Genomic DNA, 21,650 nt, shown 5'->3' with positions numbered 1-21,650 from the left:
TAGATTGACGCCTTGGAGTTTCCACCACCGTGAAAGGACCTTGTGTCGACCGTCGATTTGAGCATCGTCATCCCCGCTAAGAACGGTGCACCGTATCTGAACACACTGTTCAGTTCGCTGCAGAAGCAGGGCGATATCCGGGACAGTGCCCAGTTGATCTTCATCAATGACGGATCAACGGACGAGACTCCGCACGTCCTCGAGCAGGTCTCGACGTCTTTTCCCCGCTTCGACGTTCTGACCAACCCGGAAGCCACTGGATTGGCCAACGCGAGGAATCAGGGCCTCGACATCGCTGAGGGTGAACACATCGTGTTCCTTGATGGCGACGACTGGTTGGCCCCCGACCACCTCCCGACTTTGCTCGACTCGGCACACAGGCTCGACGTCGATTTCATCCGCTGCGATCACACGACTGTCGAGGGGACGAAACGCGTTCGCAAATTCGCTCCGATGTCGGTGCGCAACATTGCGTTGGATCCGCGAGCGGGCATCCTCCCGATACACGAACCGACGATGGTCGACTACCCCTATGCCTGGGCCGGGATCTTCCACCGCCGTGTCCTCGATGCAGGAATCCTCAAATTCCCGGAGAACTTCATGACGGCCGAAGACCGCTCCTGGATCTGGCGTCTGCACCTCCAGGCTCAGTCCTTCGCCGTCGTCGACGCCCCAGGGATCCTCTACCGACGGGGACTGACGAACTCGCTTTCACGAATCGTCGACGCCCGACAGTTGGACTTCATCCGCGCTTTCGGCCAGATCTTCGATCTCGTGGCCGCCGACGATCAAGCCGAGGAGTTCTGGCCGAAGGCGATCAGAAACTGGCTGGCCATTCTCGATCACCAGATCACTCGCTTCGCTGCCTCACCTGGAGCACTGCGGTCCCAGCTGCGTCGTGGTTCGCGAACCATCTCCGCCAAGATCCCACCCGAGCTCCTGCGCGAGGAGTTCGTTCTGCAGAAATCCGCCCGTCAGCTCAATGTGAGCAGCTACCTCAACGTGGCACCGAGCCTCATTGCGGAGATGATGAAGTGAAACAGATCTTCCTGGCCTCAACGTTCTTCGAATTGGTCTGCTTGGCCGCGGGAATCGACGAAGGCGAATACGACAATCCGGCAGCCCCCGCCCTGGTCGGCACCGACGGCAACGCTCCTGCGGGCACACCCGGGCCGGATGAGCGACTGCTGCTTGTCAGCAACAATGCCATCGTCATGGAGCTGTCCGGCTCGTTCATCGACGCTCCTGCCGCACAATCCCTCCTGAGTCGCTTCGATCGTGTCATCGATCTCAATGAGACACTCGCACCTCTGCATGTTCATCCATCGTCATGGCGACCGGACCAGACCGATGTTCCCGTCGTCGAGGCCTATCTGCGCAGCGCCTGGCAGCTCGGAGATTCGGACGTCGAGCTGATCCTCGAGTCGCCCCAGGTCAATCCCGCCATCGCCCTGGGGCGGGTGTTCAATCGCGCAGCGATCCGGGTGCATGCCGATGGACTGATGACCTACGGACCGACCCGCAGCCACATCCCACTCACCAATGGTCAGCGGATGTCGACTCTGCACTTCCTCCCGCTGGTCCCGGGCAGCGAACCCAGACTGCTCGCCGAATACGGCATCGTGCACCGGCCGCTGAGCCTTGACGCCTTCCGCGCAGTGGTCGCCGAAATCGGTGAACACATGGAGGAGGCGCTCACATCAGCCCTCGGTGAAACCGCCCGCGAAGGGGATTGGGCACTGATCGTCGGTCAGTACCTGTCGGCACTTGGCCTGATCAGTGATGAGGATGAGACCGGCCTTCATGTGATGATGATCCGGGAAGCAGAAAAACGAGGGCTGCGCACCGTCGTGTTCAAACCCCATCCGGCGGCTCCTCCCTCGCAGCTCGACCCGCTGTTCGTCGCCGCCGAGGAGGCAGGCATCTCCCTGCAGATTCTCGATGAGCCCCTGCTGGCCGAGGTGATCGTCGATCGGTTCCGTCCCGCGCTCGTCCTCGGCGGATTCTCCACCGCACTGATGACGGCGCGCGAGATCTACGGAGTTCCGGCCGTGGCGATCGGCACGAACATGCTCCTGGAGGCGATCACTCCGTACCAGAACAGCAACCGGATCCCCCTGACGATCATCTCGGAGCTCTGTGATGGCCAAGAGCCCGATCCTTCGGCATCTCCCCCACCCGAGCTTGCCAGACTGATCAGCGCCGTCACCTACTGCATGGCGCCGAATCTGTCCCATGATCTGCGGGAGGAAGCCACCGAATTCCTCGAGAATGTGTTCGCAGTCGGCGCCGAAGATCGATTCCGACGCTATTTCAAACGCAGGAGGCTGAGCAGTCTCGGCCTGCCGGGCGGCAACGCCCAGGTGTTTGCCCCTCGCAGAATGCTCAGACAGTCAGGTGCGCTCGCCGTCAAAGCGATCGTGAGGAAACAGAAGCGGTTTGTGAAGAGGGTCCAAAGCCGTTGATGGGCAAACGGAGACTCACATCCATCGCTTTCGTCGAATCGCCCCTGCAGTTCCTCTCCGCACTCGAGGCTCACGAACCCGACGAGGACCTCCTCATCCGGGCGCGTGCGAACGCCAAGGGGATGACTTCCTTCCTCGACGCCTTCGACACCGCATGGCTGCCGAAGCGCGTCCGCCTCGAACGCGAGGGGGCGAAGCCGGGGATTCTGCGCAAGTCCCCTCCCGATCGGATCTACATCGGCGACGCCTGCTCGGGCCAGGTCCACAAGGCACTGTCCCTGGCCTACCTCGAGCGCCGGATGCCCGAGGTCGTCATCCTCGACGACGGCCTGGCCACGTATTCGACGATCGAAATCCTCACCGCCAAGCGCGGGACGCTGGTCCGACCCCGACAGAAGCTCAAGGCATCTCGCGCGGTGATGGCCGCTCATGTCGCCGATCGGCTGCGCGGTCTGGCACCGGCGGGCAGGCTGCGCTGGCATACGGCGCTGCCGGTGTCCAAGACCATGCGCAAGGCCTTCCTCAAGACCGGTGCGGAGATCACCCGCCACAAGTTCACCCATCTGCAGACCCTGCCCACCGGCGGCAGTCATCCTCGGGACAATCCCGTCATCGGCTCGGCTTTGGCCGCCGACGGACTCATCCACGAAGACGCCTACCGGTCCTGGCTCGACAAACTCGCCGCCGAGGGCCCGATCACCTACTACCCGCACCGGCGTGAGACCGACGAATTCCTTGCCGAACTCGCCCGAGACGAACGGATCCGGATCAAACACGTCGGTCTGCCCATCGAGCTGCGACTGATCAACCTGCCCTCGGACTCGACGATCCGCAGCCTGCCGAGCACCGCGGCGGTGTCCCTGGCCACGCTCAACCCTGACGTCACGATCGCCGTCACCGAGATCCCCGCGAAGTGGTGGACCGGGTCCTCACCCGATAGTCTGCGTAAGTCCCTCAACGCCCAGACGGTCAAGGCAGATGTCGACTCCTGAACCACCATCCGTGCCGGCAGAGGCCTTACCGACAGAGGCCGCGCCTGCCCCATCCGTGCCGGCAGAGCCGGCAGCCTCCTCCGCCGTTGCGCCGGCGAGCGAGGACGGCATCATCCGCATCGTCTCGGTCTCCGATTCCGAGTCCTACCTCAAATGGGCGACGCAGCTGCTCAGCAGCCTGCCGAACGTCGAGGCTCATGTCTGCCTCATCGACAATCCGATCCTGCCCACCGAGGAGCAGATCCGCCATGCCGTGGCCGGCACTTCCTGGGCGGGGCGCAAGATCCCCGTCGTGACTCGCGCCGACCTTGCCGAGACGATCGCCGATCATCGCGCCGACATCGTGCTCGGCGCGGCGACCGGGCCGATCGTCGCCCAGCTCTTTCTCACCGCGCACCTGCTCGAGAATCGCCCGGCGCTGGTCTCCGGGCTGCCCGGGATGGGCCTGCCGGCCAGCGGCAAGGGAATGAACTACCGTCGCCTCATGGACGCCTTCATCGCCCATTCCCACGCCGAGGTGGCCGCCTACACGGAGGCGAGCGAACTGGCGCAGGTGCCCTGCGAGGTGTTTCTGGCCCGGCTGCCGATGCTCCGTTCGACCGGAATCCCCCAACCTGCAGACACTCCCGCGGACGCGCCCGCAGAGATTCCGCGCGAAAGCGATTCCTCGGCCTCTGCCCAGGTGCCCCGCACTCTCGTGTTCGCGCCTCAGGCCAAGGTGCCCGAGTCAGCGGCCGACCGTGAGTCGATTCTCGCCGCCCTCGCCGAGTTCGCTCATCGCCACCATGATTCGACGGCGATCGTCAAGCTGCGTTCCCGCCCCGGCGAGTTCGAGACCCACCACGAGCAGCATTCGTACTTCGAGCTCCTCGAGACCCTTCGCAGCCGCGGCGTTCCCGGAGCCGACCGGATCGAACTCGGCTACGGCCCCCTCGACGAATTCCTCATCCCCGGCTCGGCTCTGGTCACGGTCTCGTCGACGGCGGCCCTGGAAGCCTTCGACCGTGGGATTCCCACCTTGCTCGTCTCCGACTTCGGCTTCGACCGAACGCTGCTCAATGAGGCCTTCGCCGATTCCGGTGCCACCGGCACCCTCGCCGAGGTGGCCGCCGGGTCGATCGGATTCCCGAGCCCTGAGTGGTTGGCCGCGAACTATTTCCACGTCGCCGACGGTGGTCTGCGCCGTCATCTGGGACTGCTGGCGACCCGGGCGCGGGCGAATCAGCTGCCGAATCGCCGCAGCGCCGTGTGGAAGCAGAAGCGTCTGCTCATCCGCGCCGAGCTGCGCACGATGGCACCCACCCCGGTCATCCGTGCCTACCGGAAGATCAGGACCGGTCGCTGAGGTTCGACTCGATGCCGCGGATGAGATCGTCGTGGTTCGATCAGTGCCGGTCTGCGTCGATCTGATGTGCGTGGAAGCGGACCAGGTCTTCGATCAGGTCGGTGGGCAGCGGCTTCTCCAACGTGAACCGGATCGCGTGCTCGGTGGTCGAGTAGTCCCCCAGCCGGTCTGCGAACTCTTCGATCGCCCACGACGAGGGGAACAGGCTCATGTGCTTCTTCGAGGCCGTGAAGTACACCAAGGCGCGGCCTTTGTACTTCAGGGTCGGCATGCGGTAGCTCATCGTCTCTTCGACGCTGGGGACGAGTTCGGTCACGAGCGTGCGGATCCGTTCGAGCTCCGCCCTGAACTGCGGGTCCACGCCCTCAAGATACTCATCAACGGTTTTCGCCTTCTCGCTCATTCCGGCCTCATTTCCGGTCGTCGGGAACGGTGCTCGTCTCATCCATCTCCACGACCACCTCGGCGGCGGGGATTGCATCCTTGAAGACCCAGGTGCGGTAGGCATAGAAGCGGAAGATCATGGCCAGGCCGATGCCGATGATGTTCGTCGAGATGTTGTAGGTGAGCTGGTCGCGCATGTCGAGCAGATACCAGGTCACGCCCAAGGGGATGACGGTGATGATCATGCCTGCCAGGTTGACCGCGACGAACAGCAGGATCCCGCGCAGGTTCGAATCGGTCGTCCGATCCCCATAGGTCCAGAGCTTGTTGCCGAGCCAGACGACGATCATCGAGATGATGGTGGAGATGATCTTCGCTTTGATCGGGCTGCCCTCGAGCAGGGCGGGGATCGGGCCGAGTCCCCAGGCGAGGACGTTGGAGAGACCCACGTCGACGATATAGCCGAGACCACCGACAGTGAGGAATTTGAACGCTTCCGCCGCGAGACGCCTCATCCGGGCCGAGAATGACTCTTTCATTACAGTACCTGAGTCTAATCGGCTAGGTTTCGGACTCGCTGGACGCGCGCGTCGGCGGCGTGGCCACGGCCGGTCGACCTGCCCGCCCCGATCTTTCCCCGACGGTCGCGGTCGGTCGACCACCGCGCAGCCGACCCGACCGCCACATCGCCACTACGAGAACAGTCGCGACGGTCACGGCGAGCGCGGGCCAGAACGTGTAGCGGAAATGGTTGGCGGGCACGATCGGGAAGTATCCGAAGATGTAGCACAGCGCCGAGGTGGCCAACATCGTGACCTCGGGCCACAGGGTCCTCCCGCCCGAGGTGCGATCCGCAGCGACTTCGGCCCGGTCGCTCGCGGCGGAGTCCCGAGCGCGCCGCCGCGCGGGCTCGCTCGCCGCGGGTCCGCCCTTCCGCCGGGTCCACAGACCGAGTCCCAGCAGGAGGGCCGCCAGCAGCGTCCAGAACCAGGGTTTGAACAGCATCGGGAAGGTGCCCAGCGCGAAATCCTCGACATAGGGCTTGAAGATGTAGTCGGCCTTGACGCTGCTATGTCCATACCCCACCTTCGTTGCGTCTCCGTTCCAATCCGCCTCCCAGTATTCGAGCTTGGAGGAGAAGAAGTAATAGGAGAATACGGCGGCACGATACTCCGCATACCGCACGGGGTGGGTGACCACCTCGCTCAGCCACAGATCCTTCAGCTCGTCCTGATAGGCAATCGGGCTGAACGCCTTCCCGGTCTCACCTCGGCCGTAGCAGTTCCAGTAGGCGTCCCAGATCTCGCCCATCTCCAGGCACTTGTCGCGGGCCGAGCTGATGTGGTCCTTGAGTTCCTCGGGGGCGTCCGAGACCTGCAGTTCGGCTTCGGGGACGGAGAACATCACGTCATCGAGGAAGATCTGTGAGATCTGGCCGGTGGGTTGCACCTCCACGACCGACGAGATGGCGGCATCCGTGGCTTTGACGCCTCCTCCGAGGAGAGCAAGCACCAATACAGAGACTCCCGCCGTGGCAAGCACGGCCCTGCGCGGCGAATCACCTCGGCGCCGAAATCGACGAACGAGGCAGAATCCGAAGTAGACCGCGATCGGGACGATCGCGAACAACGCGTTCTTCCGCAGACCGAGGGCATAGACGAGCAGAAAGATCGCCACGATCCACGGAGCCCAGATCATCCATGGGCGGGGTGCGAACCGGGCGAAGACGAGCAGGAGAACGGCCAACAGCATCGCCACCCCCATCTGCGTGTCCTTCCACAGGGTGGTCATCTGCGACAGCATCCACGGGGTCGCCATGATCGCCGGGCCCAACAGAGAGACCCAGCGGGGAGCTCCGATGCGATGGATGAGCACCCCGACCAGCCACGCGGCGAGTGCGAGCATTCCTACTTGAAGGACCAGGAGGCTGCCGGCCTGGCCGGTGACATCGATGAGCACTCGCCAGACCGCGCTCATCACCGGTGGGTGCCAATCAGTGACCGGGACCTCGCCCAGCGCCTGCCGGTACTGGTTGCCGATGTCGACGTTTACCCGTCCGGGGAAGAAGAGGCGGATGAACCCGTATGACCAGATCAGCGTCAGCAGCGCCAGGACTCCGTCCCACGCCCACGCCGAGGTGACGGTGCGGTGGATCGTCGAACCGTTCGAAACTGTCGAACCGAGTAGCGGTCGAACCCGTGCGCCCCGGAGCTTCGGTTCCGTCATGAGGCGATCGGCGTCCGCGCTCCTCGGGGCCTCTGAGGCTTGGATCGGGGCATGCCCTCGGCACCGGAAGATGCGTTCCTCGTCATCTCATTCGGGCGCGAATCCATTTCGTCCGCAACACGAGCACCGACGCTTCGGACATCGACCGCGGGCAGTCCCAGATACGACAGCCTGGAGGTCTCACGCCTGGCTCGACGCAGTCCGTCCAGCGTCAGGCCGACGCTGCCGAGCAGGAAAGCCAGCCCCATGAGTGCGGCGGCGAGGATCGCGGTCGGGAAGCGCGGCACGAGGCCGGTCTGCCAGAACTCCCAGATCACCGGGATGCCGAAGACCATGGACAGAGCGGCGAAGATGAGGGTGAGCGAGCCGTAGAACAGCCTCGGCCGCTCGTGCCTGACGAGTGCGGAGATGAGGCCGAGGATGCGGAAGCCGTCCTCGAAGGTCGAGAGCTTGGACTCGCTGCCGTCGGGACGGTCGCGGAAGTCGATGGGCACCTCGGCGGTGGGCAGACGTAGGAACATGGTGTGGACGGTCAGTTCCGTCTCGATCTCGAACCGACGGCTGATCGCGGGGAACGATTTGACGAAGCGGCGGGAGAACACGCGGTAGCCCGAGAGCATGTCGGAGACCTGCGAGCGGAACAGCCACCCGGTGAGCTGGTTGAACATCCTGTTTCCGGCTTCGTGCCCGGGCCGATACGAGGTGGTCTCCTGGTTGTCCTGGCGCACACCGAGGACGTGGTCATAGGGGCCGGAGACCAGGGTGTCGATCATCTCGGGCAGGTGAGCCGCCTCGTAGGTGTCGTCGCCGTCGATCATCACGTAGATATCGGCCTCGATGTCGGCGAAGGCGCGGCGGACGACATTGCCCTTGCCCGGGGTGTTCTCCTTCCGGACGATCGCCCCGGCCGCCGCTGCCCGCTCCGAGGTCCGATCGCTCGAGCAGTTGTCGTAGACGTAGACGGTGATGCCCGGCACGGCGGCCTTGAGGTCGGAGACCACCTTCTCGACGGTGATCTCCTCGTTGTGACAGGGAACGATCGCCGCGATTCTGGTGGTGTCCTCGAGCATGCAGTGTTCCCATCGTTGTCACCCGGCCGCAGGGAAACCTGCCGGAAGTTGGAAGCCGGTGGCCCGTGAGCCCTATCCATCAACGCATACGCGGCAGAGATGAAATCCGAGTAAAGACAGGGCGAATTGCTCGCTGTATATGCTGTCCCTTCCGGCGGAATTCACTCTCCCGTCACTTCACTTCCGTCCGACCCGCTCGACCCGTCTCCCCCGGATCCGCCGCGCCAGCCGCTCTCTCCAGGTGAGTCCTTCGTCACGAAACAGCCCGCACATGTCCATTTATGACATTTCCTCTGTGCGCCGCGTGAATGTCTTGGCATGCTGAATCGTCGGCATTACTGGGCCGTAGACCTCCTGCCCGCCGTGTTCGGGTTCCTGACCCGCGGAGGCGGTGCATCGACACCCGATGACACCCGCCTCATTCCGCCGTGCACCACCGTGCCCCGGCCCACCTGACAGACGAGGAGACCCCTGTGATCGAACTGCGCGGCCTGCGCAAAGTGTTCGGAGGCACCGTCGCCCTGGAGCAGATCGACCTCTCGGTCCCTGCCGGAGAGATCCACGGCATCGTCGGCCGCTCCGGCGCCGGGAAATCCACTCTCATCCGCTGCCTGACGGGGCTTGAACGCCCCACCTCGGGCACGGTCGCCATCGACGGCGTCGATCTCACCGATCAGTCCGGATCGGGACTGCGGGAGGCTCGCCGCAGCATCGGGATGGTCTTCCAGCACGTCAACCTCCTCGACTCGCGCACCGCTCTGAAGAACGTCGCCCATCCGCTGCAGATCGCCGGCGTCTCCAAGGCCGAACGCCTGGCCAAGGCCCGCGAACTCCTCGAGATCGTCGGCCTCGGCGACCGCGTCGACAACTACCCCGCCCAGCTCTCGGGCGGTCAGAAACAGCGCGTGGGCATCGCCCGGGCACTGGCCGCCGAACCCAAGGTCCTGCTCTGCGATGAGCCCACCTCGGCGCTGGATTCGTCCACGACGGATCAGATCCTCGGCCTCATCCGCTCGCTGCGCGATCGCCTCGGCATCACCGTCCTCATCATCACCCACGAGATGTCCGTCATCCGTGAGATCTGCGACTCCGTGACGCTGCTCGCCGATGGTCGCGTGGCCAAGACCGGGAAACTCGCCGAGGTGATCTCCGAGCCGGGATCGGACCTGGCCAAAGATCTCGTCCCCCTTCCGCCCATCAGTCTCGACGACAGGGCACCGGCCGAGGACACCGAAGCCGTCGACGGTGCTGCCGGTAACCGGACCAACCACCTCGTCGAGGTTGCTCTGGCCGGCACCACCTTGCCGAAGGTCCTCACGAGCGCCCAATCCGTCGGCGTCGGCGCCGAAGCGATCCTCGCCGGAGCCGTCGAGACGATCGAGGGCAGGCAGGTCGGTCGGATTCGCTTCACTCTGGCCACGGCCGCGGAGTCGAAGGAGCTCATCACTGCTCTGAAAGCCGCCGGCATCTATGCGGAGGAGGCAGCCTGATGAACGATCCGATGTGGTTCGACAACCCCGCCATCACGCAGCAGATGCTGCCCGCAGCCATCGAAACCCTGCTGATGACCGCCTGGTCGACCGGCCTCGCCGTGCTGTTCGGCCTGCCCCTGGGGATCTGGCTGTTCACCGCCTCGAGGGGCGGACTGAACTCGAATGCCGTCGTCTACCGAGTGCTGTCGATCATCGTCGACATCACCCGCTCGATCCCCTTCATCATCCTCATCATCGCGCTCATTCCCTTCGCGCGTTTCGTCGTGGGATCAGCGCTCGGCTGGCAGGCGACCGTGGTGTCCCTGACCATCGGCGCGATCCCCTTCTACGCCCGCCTCGTCGAGAACTCCCTGCGTGAAGTCTCGGAAGGCAAGGTCGAAGCGGCACTGATGATGGGAGCCTCGAACGGACAGGTCGTCCGTCAGGTCTACGTCCCCGAGGCCAAGCCCGGTCTCATCGGGGCCGCAACGGTCACCTCGGTGACTCTGGTGTCCTACACGGCCATGGCCGGTGCCGTGGGCGGCGGCGGACTCGGCGCGCTGGCGATCTCCTACGGCTACCAGCGGTACCAGGCGGACACGATGATCGCGTGCATCATCGTCCTCGTCCTCATCGTCACCCTCATCCAGTTCATCGGAGACCGCATCGCCCGCGCGGTCGACCACCGCTGAACCACCGAACTCACCACACTCACGCATCACTGAAATCAAGGAGAACCATGAAGACCAAGCTCATCGCCATCGCCGCGAGCGCGACCCTGCTGCTCTCGGGCTGCGGCCTCGTCGGCGGCGGCACCGATTCCGTCGGTGAGAAGGACGGCGACGTCACGAAGCTCACCGTCGGCGCGACCCCGGTCCCGCAGGGCGACATCCTCAACTTCGTGCAGGAGAACCTCGCCGAGGACGCCGGCCTCGACATCGAGGTCAAGGAGTACACGGACTACACGCTGCCGAACAAGGCACTCAACGACGGTGACATCGACGCGAACTACTTCCAACACAAGCCCTACCTCGATTCCGAGGTCGAGGGCCAGGGATACGAGATCACCGGCTTCGAACCCATCAACCTCGAGCCCTTCGCGCTGTTCTCGAAGGACATCAAGGATGTCAAAGACATCCCGAAGAACGCGAAGATCGGCATCAACAACGACCCCTCCAACCAGGGCCGGGCGCTGAAGATGCTCGAGGGCGCGAAGCTCATCACCCTCAAGGACGGTGTCGACGCGGTCGACGCGAAGCTCTCCGACGTCGAGGACAACCCGAAGAACGTCGAGTTCGTCGAGGCCGACGCCGCCCAGCTGGCCCGCACCCTCGAGGACGTCGACGCCTCGGTGATCAACGGCAACAACGCCCTCGAGGCGGGGCTGAGCCCGGCCAAGGACGGCATCCTGCTGGAGAAGGCCGAGGACAACCCCTACGGCAACTTCCTCGCCGCTCGCACCGCGAACAAAGACGACGAGAACATCAAGAAGCTCGACGAGCTCCTTCACTCCCCCGAAGTGAAGAAGTTCATCGAAGACAAGTGGTCCGACGGATCGGTCCTGCCGAGCTTCTGATCCCACTTACTACCCGACGGCGGCCCAGCACCCTCGCGCGAGGGTGCTGGGCCGCCGTCGGGTAGTTTGGGGAGAATCTAGCCGACGCCAGCGGTCGCTGGCCGCTATCGGAGCAGATTGTGCAGCGCCCTGGCCGCCGCGCCGAGTGCCGCCTCTGCCGCCGGCTGTGCCGAGGCAGGATTGCTCGATTCACTGAGCGCGGTGACCGCGATGGACTGCCCGTCGGCGTGATCGATCACCCCGATCTCGTGACGCAGGTTCAGCAGAGTCCCCGTCTTCGACGACCAGGTCGTCGCATCGGAGGCGAAGTCCGGAGCGAGCCTGTGCCTGATGATGTTGCCCGCCATCAGCGACCGCAATCGGGAGGCGACCGCAGGGTCGATCCGGCTCGGGCGCCAGATCTCCTGCAGCAGATCGGTCAGGCCTGCGGCGGTGCCGACATTGGCCCGGGAGACGTCGAGCTGCCAGATTCGGTGTCCGGCTCCCGGGCTCGGACTGCTCCTGGCGAGATCGTAGGCGAGATGCGCCTCGGACTCCGGCAGACTCTCCAGCGGAGTCTGCAGCAGGCCTCCGAGGTGGTGCCTGATGTGGATGCCGCGCACACCCAGCCGGTCAAGGTCGGATTGGATCTCAGCAGGGGCGACGATGTCGAGGAGAGCATCCGTGGCCGTGTTGTCGCTGAAGCACACCGAGAGCATCACGAGGTCGTCGAGAGCGATCTGCGCCGGGTGGTGGAACCGGCTCGTTCCAGTCTGGCCGGCGGTGTCGAATCGCTCCGGTTCGATCGTGATCGGCTGAGACCCGTCCAGGTCTCCTTCGCTGATGCGGGTGAGCAGGGCCAGAGCGATCGGAATCTTCACCACGGAGGCGATGGGCATTGCGGCATCGGTGGAGGTGGAGATCTCTCGCCTGCTGTCCAGGTCGCGGACGACGATGTTTGCGTTCAGCCCTGCCGAAGCCAATTCCGCATTGATGTCATGGATGACTCGCGCCTCATCATTCATGCCGTTCACCCAATCTCCCGCTCCCCGCCCTCCGAGGCGACAGCCCGGACGCCGCCGAGACAGTCGGCGATCTCGTCACTGAACCGGCCGAGGACGCTCACGTCATCTCCCGAGGTGGCGGCAAGCGAGTAGCCCCTGGCGATGGTCGGTTCGATGAGAGGACTCCAGTGAAGGCCCAGGTTCTCCGCTTCGACAGAGCTGCACAGCAGCAGGTCCCCATCACCGAGGACCGCAGCGACGGCGGCGGGATCCGACGAGTCGGTCACCACCTGAGAAGGAAGCAGGCCGGCGACCTCGGCCGCGCGACGGATGCGATCACGCACATGCGGCACATCGTCTTCGATGAGAAGCCTCAGCCGCATCCCCGACAGCTGCGGCCCGCGTCCTGAGACCGGCGACCTCGATCGGCGCAATGCAGACAGACGCACGGGGCCCGGCAGCGGCGCCCGGTGGGCACATCCCAAGTCGACTCTCCAGGTTCCCTCCGATTCGGGAACCGTGTGCAAAGCGGCCCTGATCCGACGGCTCGACAGATCTTCGGTGCGCCTGTGCGGCGGCGCGGAATGGATGTCGATGTGCACACCTGCCGAGATCACCGAGGCGGTCAGCACGGCAAGGTCCCGAGTCGTGCATGAGGTCGGCACCGCGAGTGAGACCGGCCGCAGCCTGGCCCTGTCTGCGTCGAGCATCATCGCATCGGCCAGGTCGACCAGGCGCTTCGCCGAGGCGAGCATGTCCTGCCCGAAGGGCGTCAGGCTCACCCCTCGGCCGGTCCGATCGAACAGCCGCGCCCCGAACTGCTCCTCGAGGCCCGCGATCCGCCTGCTGGCCACCGGCTGCGGGATCCCTGAGGCTGCCGCGCCCAGCGTCATGCTGCCCAGCTCGCTGACCGCGGTGAAAGTGCGGCAGGCTTCGATGAGGTCCATTCCCGGAATGATATACGTCTTTGATATGGAAAAGCTCTGATCCGTCTTCGACTGCATCGGTTTGGGGAGGAAGAGTGGTTACTGTCGAAGCAGTCCGCTCGACCGATGTCAGCCCCACCGTCTCGCAGAAGGAATGTCGATGACTCCACGAATCTCTCGTTCGATCAGCGCGGCCGCGCTGTCCCTCTCGCTCGTCACCCTGGCCGCCTGCTCACCAACTGGGAACGAGCCCGAAGCCGATTCCCCGTCTCACCCCTCGACTCCACCTGCGACAACCTCGGCGCAGGCATCCCCGACGAGGGCTGCGGACCATGCAGCGATCGAATCCGAGCTCAAGGAGATCGAAGACGCCCACGATGCCCGTGTCGGCGTGCACGCACTCGACACCAGCGATGGGACCACGGTGCAGCATCGGGAGAATGAACGTTTCGGCTTCGCGTCATCCATCAAGTCATTGGCCGTCGCCGAACTCCTGGCCTCCTCGACGCCCGAGCAGCTGGACGAGCATGTGACGTGGACGAAGGAGGACGTGGAGAAGGCCGGGCATACCCCGGTGACGAGCGAGCACCTCGAGGAGGGTCTGCCTCTGCGTGACCTGGCAGAGGCAGCCGTCAGGGACAGCGACAATGCTGCGACCAATATCGTCTTCGACCACCTCGGCGGTCCGAAGGGATTCGACTCCGCACTTGAGGACCGGGGAGATACCACCACCGAGGTGGCCGACTACGAACCCGAGATCAACGTCGTCAAAGAGGGCGATTCCCGGAATACGACGACCCCGGCAGCGTTCACGGGCAACCTCGCGGCGCTGCTCGAGCCGGAGAACCTCTCGGATGAGAATCGTGAGTCCCTCATCGACTGGATGAGCGGGAACGCCTCCGGAAAGGACCTCATCACTGCAGGTGCCCCCGAAGGGTGGAAGGTTGCGGACAAGTCCGGTCATGCCGATGCTCTCCGCAGCGACGTGGCCTTCGTCTTCCCGCCGCAGAGAGATCCGATCGTCATCGCGATCCTCACCGAGAACAACGATCCGGCCGTCGAATCCGACGCCGCCCTCATCGAGGAGACCGCGCGGGCGGTGCTCGACGGGTTCACGTGACGGACGTGGACGAGCGCTCATTTCACCGATCCGGGTCGGTAGAGTGACATGCATGACCGAATCCCTCACCCTTGCCGATTCCATCCTCATCGACTCCGATCCCGCTGTCGTCTACGCGACCGTTGCGGACGTGACCCGAACCGGCGAATGGTCACCGATCTGCCGGGAGTGCTGGTGGGACGAGGGCGACGGTCCGCGGGTCGGCGCCTGGTTCACCGGACGGAACGTGACCCCTGATCGCGAATGGCAGACCCGCAGTCAAGTCGTCATCGCCGATGAAGGTCGCGCCTTCGGATGGAGCGTAGGCCCCGGCCGGGTCCACTGGACCTACAGCGTGGAGGAAGCCGAAGGCGGCACGCTGCTCACCGAATCGTGGGAGTTCCTGCCGGAGGGCCAGGCGTTCTTCGCCGAGAAGTACGGACCCCAGGCAGCAGAGCAGATTGCCGAGCGAACCGCGGCCGCGAGGGACGGCATCCCCCGAACCCTCAAGGCGATCAAGCAGGTCATCGAGAACGCGTAGAGTCTCGTTGCACCGCTCAGTGGCGCCCCGCCCAATGCGGGCTGTGCATAAGGCCAAGCACGTTGCCGAATGGATCAGCCACCGACGCAGTGACGAATTCGGTTCCGCGCGGGGTGACCGGCATATGCGGCTGTGCCCCGTGAGCGAGAAATTCCGCGACCGCCGCCTCGACATCGTCGACATACCAATAGGTCACCGAGCTGCTTCCTCCGGTGGTGCCTTCCGGTGAGTAGTCACGGTCCATGATCCCGAGTTCGTCCTCGTCGGCACCGATCCGGAATTCGAGATAAGCCGCGGGACCTTCGGGCGGCTGGCGGAAGTAGGGCGCGACCCCCAGCAGCTCCGCGTACCACCGGCCGGCAGACTCGACATCCTCGGCGGTGAGCACCATCGTCGTCAGTCCCTTGAGAAGACTCATCATTCTGTCCTTTCACGTGTGCCGACGATTGGTGTCGGCGGCTGATGAGGATCGGCTTCGATCCACGGACACCACCATGTCAGCTAAAGTGCTCACCTCATGAGCACTTCTGCTGAGACACTTGACCCATGCGTGCCGATCGTCTTCTTTCACTTCTGTTGTTCTTGCAGTCCCGGGGAAAGGTGACGGCGGCGCAGGTCGCGGCGGAACTCGAGATCTCGATCGCCACGGCACGCAGAGATCTCGAAGCCCTGTCCGCCGCCGGCGTGCCCGTCACTGTTCAGCCCGGTCGAGGTGGAGGCTGGCGACTGATCGGTGGAGCTCGGACGAATCTCACGGGCCTTTCCGGCGGCGAATCACGCGCCCTGTTCTGGATGCTCGGCACTGCCGGACTGGCCGGCCCCGACACCCGACTGGCCACCCGCAAACTCATCCGTGCTCTCCCCGAATCGCTGCGCGCCGAGGCCGAGGTCCTGGCCACGCGGATCCACTACGATCACGCCTCTTGGGCCGAGATCCCACGTTCGGGCGAGCGCTTCGAACTGCTCGAGACACTGCGCACCGCACTCGTGCGGAAGCACGTCGTCGAATTCAGCTACGTCCACCGCGACGGGTCCGCCGAAACGCTGCCGGCGGCACCCCTCGGACTCGTCGCGAAGGCCGGAATCTGGTACTTCGTCGCTCACTCCGATATGGTCCGGACCTATCGCGTCGACCGAATCGTCGAGGTGAAGCCGACGGATCCGGCCACTCCTCTCTCCGATGTCGACACCGATTTCGATCTCGCCGCATATTGGGCTGCGCACGTCGACGAGGTGGAGGCGCTGCGCTCAACGGTCACCTCGACGATCAGCTGTCCTCACTGGACCGTGCCGATCCTCCGCGCGCACTTCGGACGATATTTCACCGTCGTCGAGGAGTCTTCGGAATTCACCATCGCCGAGGTGCAGGCCAACCTTGTCGTCGCCCTCGCCGAGCAGCTGGCCGGCTGGGGTCGAACGATCGAGGTCCTCTCACCGCCCGAACTGCGCCATGAGCTCGCACGGATCGGTGCTGAACTCGTCGAATACAATGATCACGCGTCCACCACGCACCCCACGCAAGGAGGCACCACATGAGCACGATCGGTTTCATCGGAGTCGGCGAGATCGCCTCGGCGATGGTCGACGGATTGAGCGCAGCGGCCCAGGCCGACACCGCGGATGAGCGTCGACGCAGCTTCGTCCTCTCCCCTCGCAACGCCGAACGCGCGGCAGGTCTGGCAGAGAAGATCTCCACCGCCGAGGTGGCCGGCAGCAACCAGGAAGTCGTCGACCGCAGCGATCTCATCGTTCTCGCCGTGCTCCCTCAGCAGACCGCGGAGGTCCTCGGCGGAATCGAGATCCCGGCTGAGAAGACCCTGGTCAGCGCCGTCGCCGGAGTCTCGACCGAGGAACTGGCGAAGCACCTGCCGAATGCGCCGACGACTGTGCGCATCATCCCCCTGCCGGCCGTCCGCGAGCGCAAAGGTGTGACCGCGATGTATCCGGCGAACACAGAGGTCGAGGCCATCCTCGACGACCTCGGCGGATCGGTCACGGCGAAGGACGAGACTCTGTTCAACACGTTGTCGGCGGTGACGGCGACGATGTCCGCGCACTTCGCCTATCTGCAGACGATCACCGCCTGGCTCATCGACCAAGGATGGGAGCAGTCCGATGCCGATCACTTCATCCGCGGCCAGTATGTCGGTCTCGGCACCACCCTCGCTCAGACAAACGATCCGATTAGCGAGCTCGTCGCCGCTCACGAGACCCCCGGTGGACTCAATGAGATGCTCAACCGCGAGTGGATGGACGAGGACAACCGGGCCGCGCTCGCCACGGCTCTCGATCGCATCTTCGCGCGGGTGACCGGCTCGAGCTGAATCGTGAGCGTGGCATAGGCTTCTGCCTATGCCACAGCATTCTCCTGTCACCGTCTCGATCACCCGCACCGTCCAACCCGGGCAGCACCGTCGTTTCAACGCCTGGGCGCAGGCAGGACAGGCGCTGGCCCGCGAACGCGACGGCTACCTCGGCTCAGGTTGGGTGAGAACGTCCCCGGACTCCGACGAGTGGCACCTGCTCTATCGCTTCGCCGACGAGAAGTCCCTACGCGCATGGGACGAATCGGACGATCGTCGCTGGTGGATCGACAGTGCCTCGGAACTCGTCGAGACCACCCGCGTCGAACACCGCACCGGCATCGAGGGCTGGTTCGAACCGCAGGGCGAGGACACGCTGACGATCCCAGAAACGGTGGTTCCGCCGAGGTGGAAGCAGGCGGTGAGCATCTTCCTGCCGTTCTTCCCGCTCAGCCTGCTCTCAACGTTCCTCCTCATGCCGCACCTCGAAAGCTGGCCGAAAGTGCTCGCGGTGCTGCTGAACATCTGCATCCTCACACCGCTGATGACCTACATCTTCCTGCCCGTGAGCACCCGGCTGCTGCGCCCCTGGCTGCAGAAGCCGCGGAGGTGAGTCTGTCTCCTGCACCGAGGCTGTGCGACTGTGATCGCGTATCGTCAGTTCGGTTCGAAGTTCAGAACAGCCCGGTGATGTCACCGTTCTCGTCGACATCGATCTTCAGCGCCGAAGGCTCCTTCGGCAGGCCCGGCATCGTCATGATGTCGCCGGCGATGACGACGACGAATCCGGCGCCCGCCGAGAGCCGGACATCCTTGACCTCGATGATGTGATCCTTCGGCGCCCCGCGCAGCGTGGCATCCGTGCTCAGGGAGTACTGGGTCTTGGCGATGCAGATCGGGGCGTCGCCATAGCCCTCCTCCGTGAACTGCTTGAGCTTGCGGGTGACCGCGACAGGCAGATCGACATCGGCGGCCCCATAGATCCGCTGGGCGACCGTGCGGATCTTGTCCTCGAGCGGCTGGTCGAGCTCGTAAGAGTAGCGGGGCTCGCCAGGCAATGGGCGAGTTGCGGACGATTCGTGTCGCTTTTCACCGCCGGACTCAGCATGGATCGTCCGCGACTCGGCGGAGCCCGCGCTGTCTGCCCCAGCACCCCCGGCACCCCCGGCACCTCCAGCGGCCTCGACGACCGCCTCGGCGAGGGGAAGCGCACCCTTGCCGCCATCGGCCCAATGCGTTGACTCAACCGCAGCGATCCCCTGGGCACGCAGGTGCTCGATCGCCGCGGCCATCTCCTCGTCCGTGTCGCTGGGGAACCTGTTGAAGCACACCACCGGGGTCAGCCCGTAGATATTCAGCAGGTTGCCGCAATGGTGTTCGAGGTTGGACATGCCGGCGAGGACCGCCTCGGTGTTGGGCGTCTGCACGTCCTTGACCTCGATGCCGCCGTGGTACTTCAGAGCCCGCAGGGTCGCGACGACGACCACCGCGGAGGGCCAGATCCCTGCGGTCCGGCACTTGATGTCGAGGAATTTCTCGGCGCCGAGATCCGCGCCGAAGCCCGCCTCGGTGACGGTCCAGTCGCCGAGGGACAGCGCCGCCTTCGTCGCGAGCAGACTGTTGCAGCCGTGGGCGATGTTCGCAAAGGGCCCGCCGTGGATGAATGCCGGAGTGTGCTCGAGACTCTGGACGAGGTTGGGGGCCAAGGCATTGCGCAGCAACGCGGTCATCGCCCCGGCGGCCCCGATGTCGCTCACCGTGATGGGTTGACGAGCACGGCTGTGGGCGAGAACGATCCGGCCCAGGCGTTCCTTGAGGTCGGCCAGTGAGGTCGAGAGACAGAACACGGCCATGACCTCGCTGGCGACGACGATGTCGAAGGCGTCTTCGCGGGGCACTCCCCCGTTGATCCCGCCGAGGCCGATGACGACCCCGCGCAGGGCGCGATCGTTGAGGTCGACGACGCGGCGGATGTGGATCCGGCGCGGATCGATGTCGAGGTCGTTGCCGAAGTGGATGTGGTTGTCGAGCATGGTCGCGGCGAGGTTGTTCGCCGACGCGATGGCCGCGAAGTCACCGGTGAAGTGGAGGTTGATGTCCTCCATCGGCACGACCTGCGCGTACCCGCCGCCGGCCGCCCCACCCTTCATTCCGAACACCGGCCCCATGCTCGGTTCGCGCAGGGCCAGCACGGCCTTGCCGACCTCGGGTTTCGAGCGCGCGAGTTCGTTGAGTCCGTCGGCCAGTCCGATGCTCGTGGTGGTCTTGCCTTCACCCGCGGGCGTCGGGCTCATCGCGGTGACGAGGATGAGCTTGCCGTCGGTGCTCGAGGCCCGTGCGGTGTCGAGCACGTCGATGGGGACCTTGGCCTTGGTCCAGCCGTAGGGAATGATGTCCTTCGCGTCCAAACCCAGTCCACCGGCAACGTCGACGATGGGATCGAGCTCGGCGTTGAGCGCAATATCCAAATCTGTGGTCATAAGGCCATCATGCCGCTTATGGTCCGTTTTGTGACCATCAACACAACGTGAATTTGCGCATTGCGAGCTGCGTTCCGCTCACCGCAACACCCGCCGAGGTGGTTCTCCGTCATCTGCCGCCGCTCACTCAGCGTGGATCGAACACTCCGGGCAACGGGTGATGAGATCGTGTCGACACCCGCGGACGTGGAGAAGGAATCTCTCGGCCGAGTCGAGCGCCGCCCGTTGGCGCCGGATGCCCTCGATGCGAGCGTCGATGAGCGGTCCGCGGCCGGACTCACCCCGGTGGAGAACTGCCCGGATCTCGGCCAGGCTCATCCCCACGCTTTGACACGAGAGCACGATCCGGCACCGACTCAGGTGCTCAGCTGAGTAGTCGCGATGCCCGCTCGCGGTCCGCCCGGGCACGACGACGCCTTCGTCCTCCCAGTGGCGCAGCACGTGCGCGGCCAACCCGAGTTCTGCCGCCGCATCTCCGATCTTCATCACACCATGATGCCACCTTGACTTCATGTCGACCTGAAGTTCTACCGTCGAACCATGAACCCGCAGACCCGCCCTACGGTCGACCACCCCACAGCCGACCGTCGCTCCACCGCCTGCCGCCGCACCGGTGATCGCCTCACGGATGCCGAGCCCACTTCCCCGCGCACCCGCATCCGACTCCGCGACGGCACTAAAGTGGCCACCGAAGTCATCGGGCCACCGGAGAGCGACGACCGCCTCGGCGACATCGTCATCTGCCACGGGACCCCGTGGTCATCGCGAATGTGGCGCCCGCTCGCCCACGAGCTGGGGCAGAGTTATCGCGTCCACCTCTGGGACATGCCCGGCTATGGTGAGTCCATCCCCGGCGGCGGCTTCACCGATCACCCGCCCGCCGAGTCTGCTCCCGCTGAGGCTGCTCCCGCCGAGGCGATCCCCGCCCTACCCGAGCCCCCTGCCGTCGACCTCGTGACCCAAGGTCGCCGGTTGGCCGAGCTGCTCGAGGTCTGGAAGCTCGAGTCACCTCATGTCATCGCCCACGACATCGGCGGGGCCGTCGCGCTGGGTGCGCACCTGTTCGACGGCCGCGAGTTCGCCTCGTTGTACCTGCTCGACATCGTCACCCTCGACCCGTGGGGTTCGCCGTTCTTCCGCCTCGTCGCCGAGAACGAACCCGTCTTCGCCGCACTCCCGGCACCCCTTCATCGCGCACTGGTGCGCGAGTACATCGCCGGCGCCGCGAGCTCCGCGCCCAACGGCCCTCGACCCGAGATTTTCCGGCTCGAGGTGCCCCGGCTCGAGGATTCCCGACTCGAGTTGTCCCACCTCGACGATCTTGCAGACCCCTGGTGCTCGCCCGCGGGGCAGAGCGCCTTCTATCGCCAGGTGGCGAGCCTCTCACCTCGGCATACGCAGGGCATTGCGGACAGCCTCGGCGAGGTGCGGTGCCCCGTCCACATCGGCTGGGGCGAGGACGATCCATGGATTCCCGTCGAGCAGGCCGAACGCCTCGCCAAGAGACTTCCGGGATACCCGGGCATCACCCGGTTCCCCGGCGCCGGGCACCTCGTCCCGCTCGAGAGCCCGGAGGAGTTCGCGGCCGACATCCGCTCCTGGTTCTCGTCTCGGTCCGTCGACGACAATCCGGTGGCCTCCGACGAAGCGCAGGCCCCCGACGGCACCGCGGAGGCCCCCGCCGACGTGGTGTTTCCCAACGACAGTTCGGTGGCCCGGACGACGACGCGGTGATCCCGGACGGCAAACAGTGACACGAATAGTGAGACGAACAATGAGACGATGGGT

22 protein-coding genes are annotated in these 21,650 nt (G+C 65.0%); 13 read left to right on the top strand and 9 right to left on the bottom strand.

The annotated features are described in order from the left end of the window. The first annotated feature begins 42 nt into the window (after positions 1–42). Genes CV023_RS06950 through CV023_RS06935 form a run of 4 tightly spaced genes read left to right on the top strand, consistent with a single transcriptional unit; the run spans position 43 to position 4,802 of the window. Entirely contained in the window at positions 43–1,038 is a 996-nt protein-coding gene (locus CV023_RS06950; RefSeq protein WP_230744746.1) for a glycosyltransferase family 2 protein, read from the top strand. After that, on the top strand, positions 1,035–2,465 hold the full coding sequence (locus CV023_RS06945; RefSeq protein ID WP_230744745.1) for an alpha-2,8-polysialyltransferase family protein: 1,431 nt from the start codon (positions 1,035–1,037) through the stop codon (positions 2,463–2,465). The genes CV023_RS06950 and CV023_RS06945 overlap by 4 nt, the downstream gene beginning before the upstream one ends. Then, on the top strand, positions 2,465–3,457 hold the full coding sequence (locus tag CV023_RS06940) for a hypothetical protein (RefSeq protein ID WP_230744744.1): 993 nt from the start codon (positions 2,465–2,467) through the stop codon (positions 3,455–3,457). Before CV023_RS06945 ends, CV023_RS06940 begins: the two co-directional genes overlap by 1 nt. A 55-nt stretch (positions 3,458–3,512) precedes the next feature. Then, positions 3,513–4,802: a DUF6716 putative glycosyltransferase gene (locus CV023_RS06935; RefSeq protein ID WP_230744743.1), complete on the top strand. Its 1,290-nt coding sequence runs from the start codon at positions 3,513–3,515 to the stop codon at positions 4,800–4,802. A gap of 40 nt (positions 4,803–4,842) precedes the next feature. Here the strand turns inward: CV023_RS06935 and CV023_RS06930 are convergent, their stop codons facing one another. Genes CV023_RS06930 through CV023_RS06915 form a run of 4 tightly spaced genes read right to left on the bottom strand, consistent with a single transcriptional unit; the run spans position 4,843 to position 8,482 of the window. Further along, positions 4,843–5,205, bottom strand: a complete 363-nt coding sequence (locus CV023_RS06930) for an iron chaperone (protein WP_230744742.1) — start codon at positions 5,203–5,205, stop codon at positions 4,843–4,845. A gap of 7 nt (positions 5,206–5,212) precedes the next feature. Continuing rightward, a complete protein-coding gene (locus CV023_RS06925) occupies positions 5,213–5,725 on the bottom strand; it encodes a GtrA family protein (protein WP_230744741.1) in 513 nt (170 codons plus the stop codon). A 22-nt stretch (positions 5,726–5,747) separates the two neighbouring features. Continuing rightward, positions 5,748–7,412, bottom strand: a complete 1,665-nt coding sequence (locus CV023_RS06920; RefSeq protein ID WP_230744740.1) for a hypothetical protein — start codon at positions 7,410–7,412, stop codon at positions 5,748–5,750. Next, positions 7,409–8,482 carry a glycosyltransferase gene (locus CV023_RS06915; RefSeq protein WP_230744739.1) on the bottom strand — a complete coding sequence of 358 codons (1,074 nt, stop codon included), beginning with the start codon at positions 8,480–8,482 and terminating at the stop codon, positions 7,409–7,411. Before CV023_RS06915 ends, CV023_RS06920 begins: the two co-directional genes overlap by 4 nt. Before the next feature lie 473 nt (positions 8,483–8,955). On the opposite strand from CV023_RS06915, the gene CV023_RS06910 reads away from it, so the two are divergent. The 3 genes from CV023_RS06910 to CV023_RS06900 are packed head-to-tail and all read left to right on the top strand — an operon-like array spanning position 8,956 to position 11,530. Then, entirely contained in the window at positions 8,956–9,972 is a 1,017-nt protein-coding gene (locus tag CV023_RS06910) for a methionine ABC transporter ATP-binding protein (protein ID WP_230744738.1), read from the top strand. Further along, on the top strand, positions 9,972–10,646 hold the full coding sequence (locus tag CV023_RS06905) for a methionine ABC transporter permease (protein ID WP_230744737.1): 675 nt from the start codon (positions 9,972–9,974) through the stop codon (positions 10,644–10,646). The genes CV023_RS06910 and CV023_RS06905 overlap by 1 nt, the downstream gene beginning before the upstream one ends. A gap of 47 nt (positions 10,647–10,693) precedes the next feature. Further along, on the top strand, positions 10,694–11,530 hold the full coding sequence (locus CV023_RS06900; protein ID WP_230744736.1) for a MetQ/NlpA family ABC transporter substrate-binding protein: 837 nt from the start codon (positions 10,694–10,696) through the stop codon (positions 11,528–11,530). A gap of 104 nt (positions 11,531–11,634) precedes the next feature. On the opposite strand, the gene CV023_RS06895 is transcribed toward CV023_RS06900, so the two are convergent. Further along, complete coding sequence (locus CV023_RS06895; protein WP_230744735.1) at positions 11,635–12,534, bottom strand: serine hydrolase; 900 nt, start codon at positions 12,532–12,534, stop codon at positions 11,635–11,637. A gap of 5 nt (positions 12,535–12,539) precedes the next feature. Beyond that, positions 12,540–13,460 (bottom strand): LysR family transcriptional regulator, encoded by a 921-nt coding sequence (locus CV023_RS06890; RefSeq protein WP_230744734.1) that lies wholly within the window; start codon positions 13,458–13,460, stop codon positions 12,540–12,542. A gap of 139 nt (positions 13,461–13,599) precedes the next feature. Between CV023_RS06890 and bla the strand changes: the two genes are divergently transcribed. Both bla and CV023_RS06880 read left to right on the top strand, forming a co-directional pair. After that, a complete protein-coding gene (gene bla, locus CV023_RS06885) occupies positions 13,600–14,559 on the top strand; it encodes a class A beta-lactamase (RefSeq protein ID WP_230744733.1) in 960 nt (319 codons plus the stop codon). A gap of 52 nt (positions 14,560–14,611) precedes the next feature. Further along, a complete protein-coding gene (locus CV023_RS06880) occupies positions 14,612–15,079 on the top strand; it encodes an SRPBCC family protein (RefSeq protein ID WP_230744732.1) in 468 nt (155 codons plus the stop codon). Between the two features lie 16 nt (positions 15,080–15,095). Here CV023_RS06880 and CV023_RS06875 read toward each other — a convergent pair whose 3' ends face one another. Then, entirely contained in the window at positions 15,096–15,500 is a 405-nt protein-coding gene (locus CV023_RS06875) for a VOC family protein (RefSeq protein ID WP_330166651.1), read from the bottom strand. Between the two features lie 125 nt (positions 15,501–15,625). Here CV023_RS06875 and CV023_RS06870 point away from each other — a divergent pair, with 125 nt between their 5' ends. The 3 genes from CV023_RS06870 to CV023_RS06860 are packed head-to-tail and all read left to right on the top strand — an operon-like array spanning position 15,626 to position 17,995. Beyond that, complete coding sequence (locus CV023_RS06870; RefSeq protein WP_269067193.1) at positions 15,626–16,615, top strand: helix-turn-helix transcriptional regulator; 990 nt, start codon at positions 15,626–15,628, stop codon at positions 16,613–16,615. Then, the gene (locus CV023_RS06865; protein ID WP_230744730.1) at positions 16,612–17,403 is read left to right on the top strand and encodes an NAD(P)-binding domain-containing protein; all 792 of its coding nucleotides are present in this window, start codon (positions 16,612–16,614) and stop codon (positions 17,401–17,403) included. Before CV023_RS06870 ends, CV023_RS06865 begins: the two co-directional genes overlap by 4 nt. 28 nt (positions 17,404–17,431) lie before the next feature. Then, a complete protein-coding gene (locus tag CV023_RS06860) occupies positions 17,432–17,995 on the top strand; it encodes an antibiotic biosynthesis monooxygenase (RefSeq protein ID WP_230744729.1) in 564 nt (187 codons plus the stop codon). A 61-nt stretch (positions 17,996–18,056) separates the two neighbouring features. Here CV023_RS06860 and CV023_RS06855 read toward each other — a convergent pair whose 3' ends face one another. Both CV023_RS06855 and CV023_RS06850 read right to left on the bottom strand, forming a co-directional pair. Continuing rightward, the gene (locus CV023_RS06855; protein ID WP_230744728.1) at positions 18,057–19,862 is read right to left on the bottom strand and encodes a formate--tetrahydrofolate ligase; all 1,806 of its coding nucleotides are present in this window, start codon (positions 19,860–19,862) and stop codon (positions 18,057–18,059) included. A gap of 123 nt (positions 19,863–19,985) precedes the next feature. Next, complete coding sequence (locus CV023_RS06850) at positions 19,986–20,348, bottom strand: MerR family transcriptional regulator (protein ID WP_230744727.1); 363 nt, start codon at positions 20,346–20,348, stop codon at positions 19,986–19,988. A gap of 54 nt (positions 20,349–20,402) precedes the next feature. Here CV023_RS06850 and CV023_RS06845 point away from each other — a divergent pair, with 54 nt between their 5' ends. Next, positions 20,403–21,596: an alpha/beta fold hydrolase gene (locus CV023_RS06845; protein ID WP_230744726.1), complete on the top strand. Its 1,194-nt coding sequence runs from the start codon at positions 20,403–20,405 to the stop codon at positions 21,594–21,596. Positions 21,597–21,650 lie beyond the last annotated feature (54 nt).

Origin of the sequence: Brevibacterium sp. CCUG 69071 (genome assembly GCF_021023135.1) — a bacterium.
Lineage (GTDB): Bacteria > Actinomycetota > Actinomycetes > Actinomycetales > Brevibacteriaceae > Brevibacterium.
Note: the sequence above shows the minus strand (reverse complement) of the source record. Positions and strands in the feature narration are given on the sequence as shown.

Excerpts from the sequence above, each read along its gene's own strand:
- CV023_RS06915 (WP_230744739.1), bottom strand. The coding sequence starts at position 8,482 with ATGCTCGAGGACACCACCAGAATCGCGGCGATCGTTCCCTGTCACAAC.
- CV023_RS06850 (WP_230744727.1), bottom strand. The coding sequence starts at position 20,348 with ATGAAGATCGGAGATGCGGCGGCAGAACTCGGGTTGGCCGCGCACGTG.
- CV023_RS06870 (WP_269067193.1), top strand. The coding sequence starts at position 15,626 with ATGCGTGCCGATCGTCTTCTTTCACTTCTGTTGTTCTTGCAGTCCCGG.
- CV023_RS06860 (WP_230744729.1), top strand. The coding sequence starts at position 17,432 with ATGCCACAGCATTCTCCTGTCACCGTCTCGATCACCCGCACCGTCCAA.
- CV023_RS06930 (WP_230744742.1), bottom strand. The coding sequence starts at position 5,205 with ATGAGCGAGAAGGCGAAAACCGTTGATGAGTATCTTGAGGGCGTGGAC.
- CV023_RS06895 (WP_230744735.1), bottom strand. The coding sequence starts at position 12,534 with ATGAATGATGAGGCGCGAGTCATCCATGACATCAATGCGGAATTGGCT.
- CV023_RS06855 (WP_230744728.1), bottom strand. The coding sequence starts at position 19,862 with ATGACCACAGATTTGGATATTGCGCTCAACGCCGAGCTCGATCCCATC.
- bla (WP_230744733.1), top strand. The coding sequence starts at position 13,600 with ATGACTCCACGAATCTCTCGTTCGATCAGCGCGGCCGCGCTGTCCCTC.
- CV023_RS06920 (WP_230744740.1), bottom strand. The coding sequence starts at position 7,412 with ATGACGGAACCGAAGCTCCGGGGCGCACGGGTTCGACCGCTACTCGGT.
- CV023_RS06865 (WP_230744730.1), top strand. The coding sequence starts at position 16,612 with ATGAGCACGATCGGTTTCATCGGAGTCGGCGAGATCGCCTCGGCGATG.
- CV023_RS06940 (WP_230744744.1), top strand. The coding sequence starts at position 2,465 with ATGGGCAAACGGAGACTCACATCCATCGCTTTCGTCGAATCGCCCCTG.
- CV023_RS06900 (WP_230744736.1), top strand. The coding sequence starts at position 10,694 with ATGAAGACCAAGCTCATCGCCATCGCCGCGAGCGCGACCCTGCTGCTC.
- CV023_RS06905 (WP_230744737.1), top strand. The coding sequence starts at position 9,972 with ATGAACGATCCGATGTGGTTCGACAACCCCGCCATCACGCAGCAGATG.
- CV023_RS06845 (WP_230744726.1), top strand. The coding sequence starts at position 20,403 with ATGAACCCGCAGACCCGCCCTACGGTCGACCACCCCACAGCCGACCGT.
- CV023_RS06875 (WP_330166651.1), bottom strand. The coding sequence starts at position 15,500 with ATGATGAGTCTTCTCAAGGGACTGACGACGATGGTGCTCACCGCCGAG.
- CV023_RS06925 (WP_230744741.1), bottom strand. The coding sequence starts at position 5,725 with ATGAAAGAGTCATTCTCGGCCCGGATGAGGCGTCTCGCGGCGGAAGCG.
- CV023_RS06880 (WP_230744732.1), top strand. The coding sequence starts at position 14,612 with ATGACCGAATCCCTCACCCTTGCCGATTCCATCCTCATCGACTCCGAT.
- CV023_RS06890 (WP_230744734.1), bottom strand. The coding sequence starts at position 13,460 with ATGGACCTCATCGAAGCCTGCCGCACTTTCACCGCGGTCAGCGAGCTG.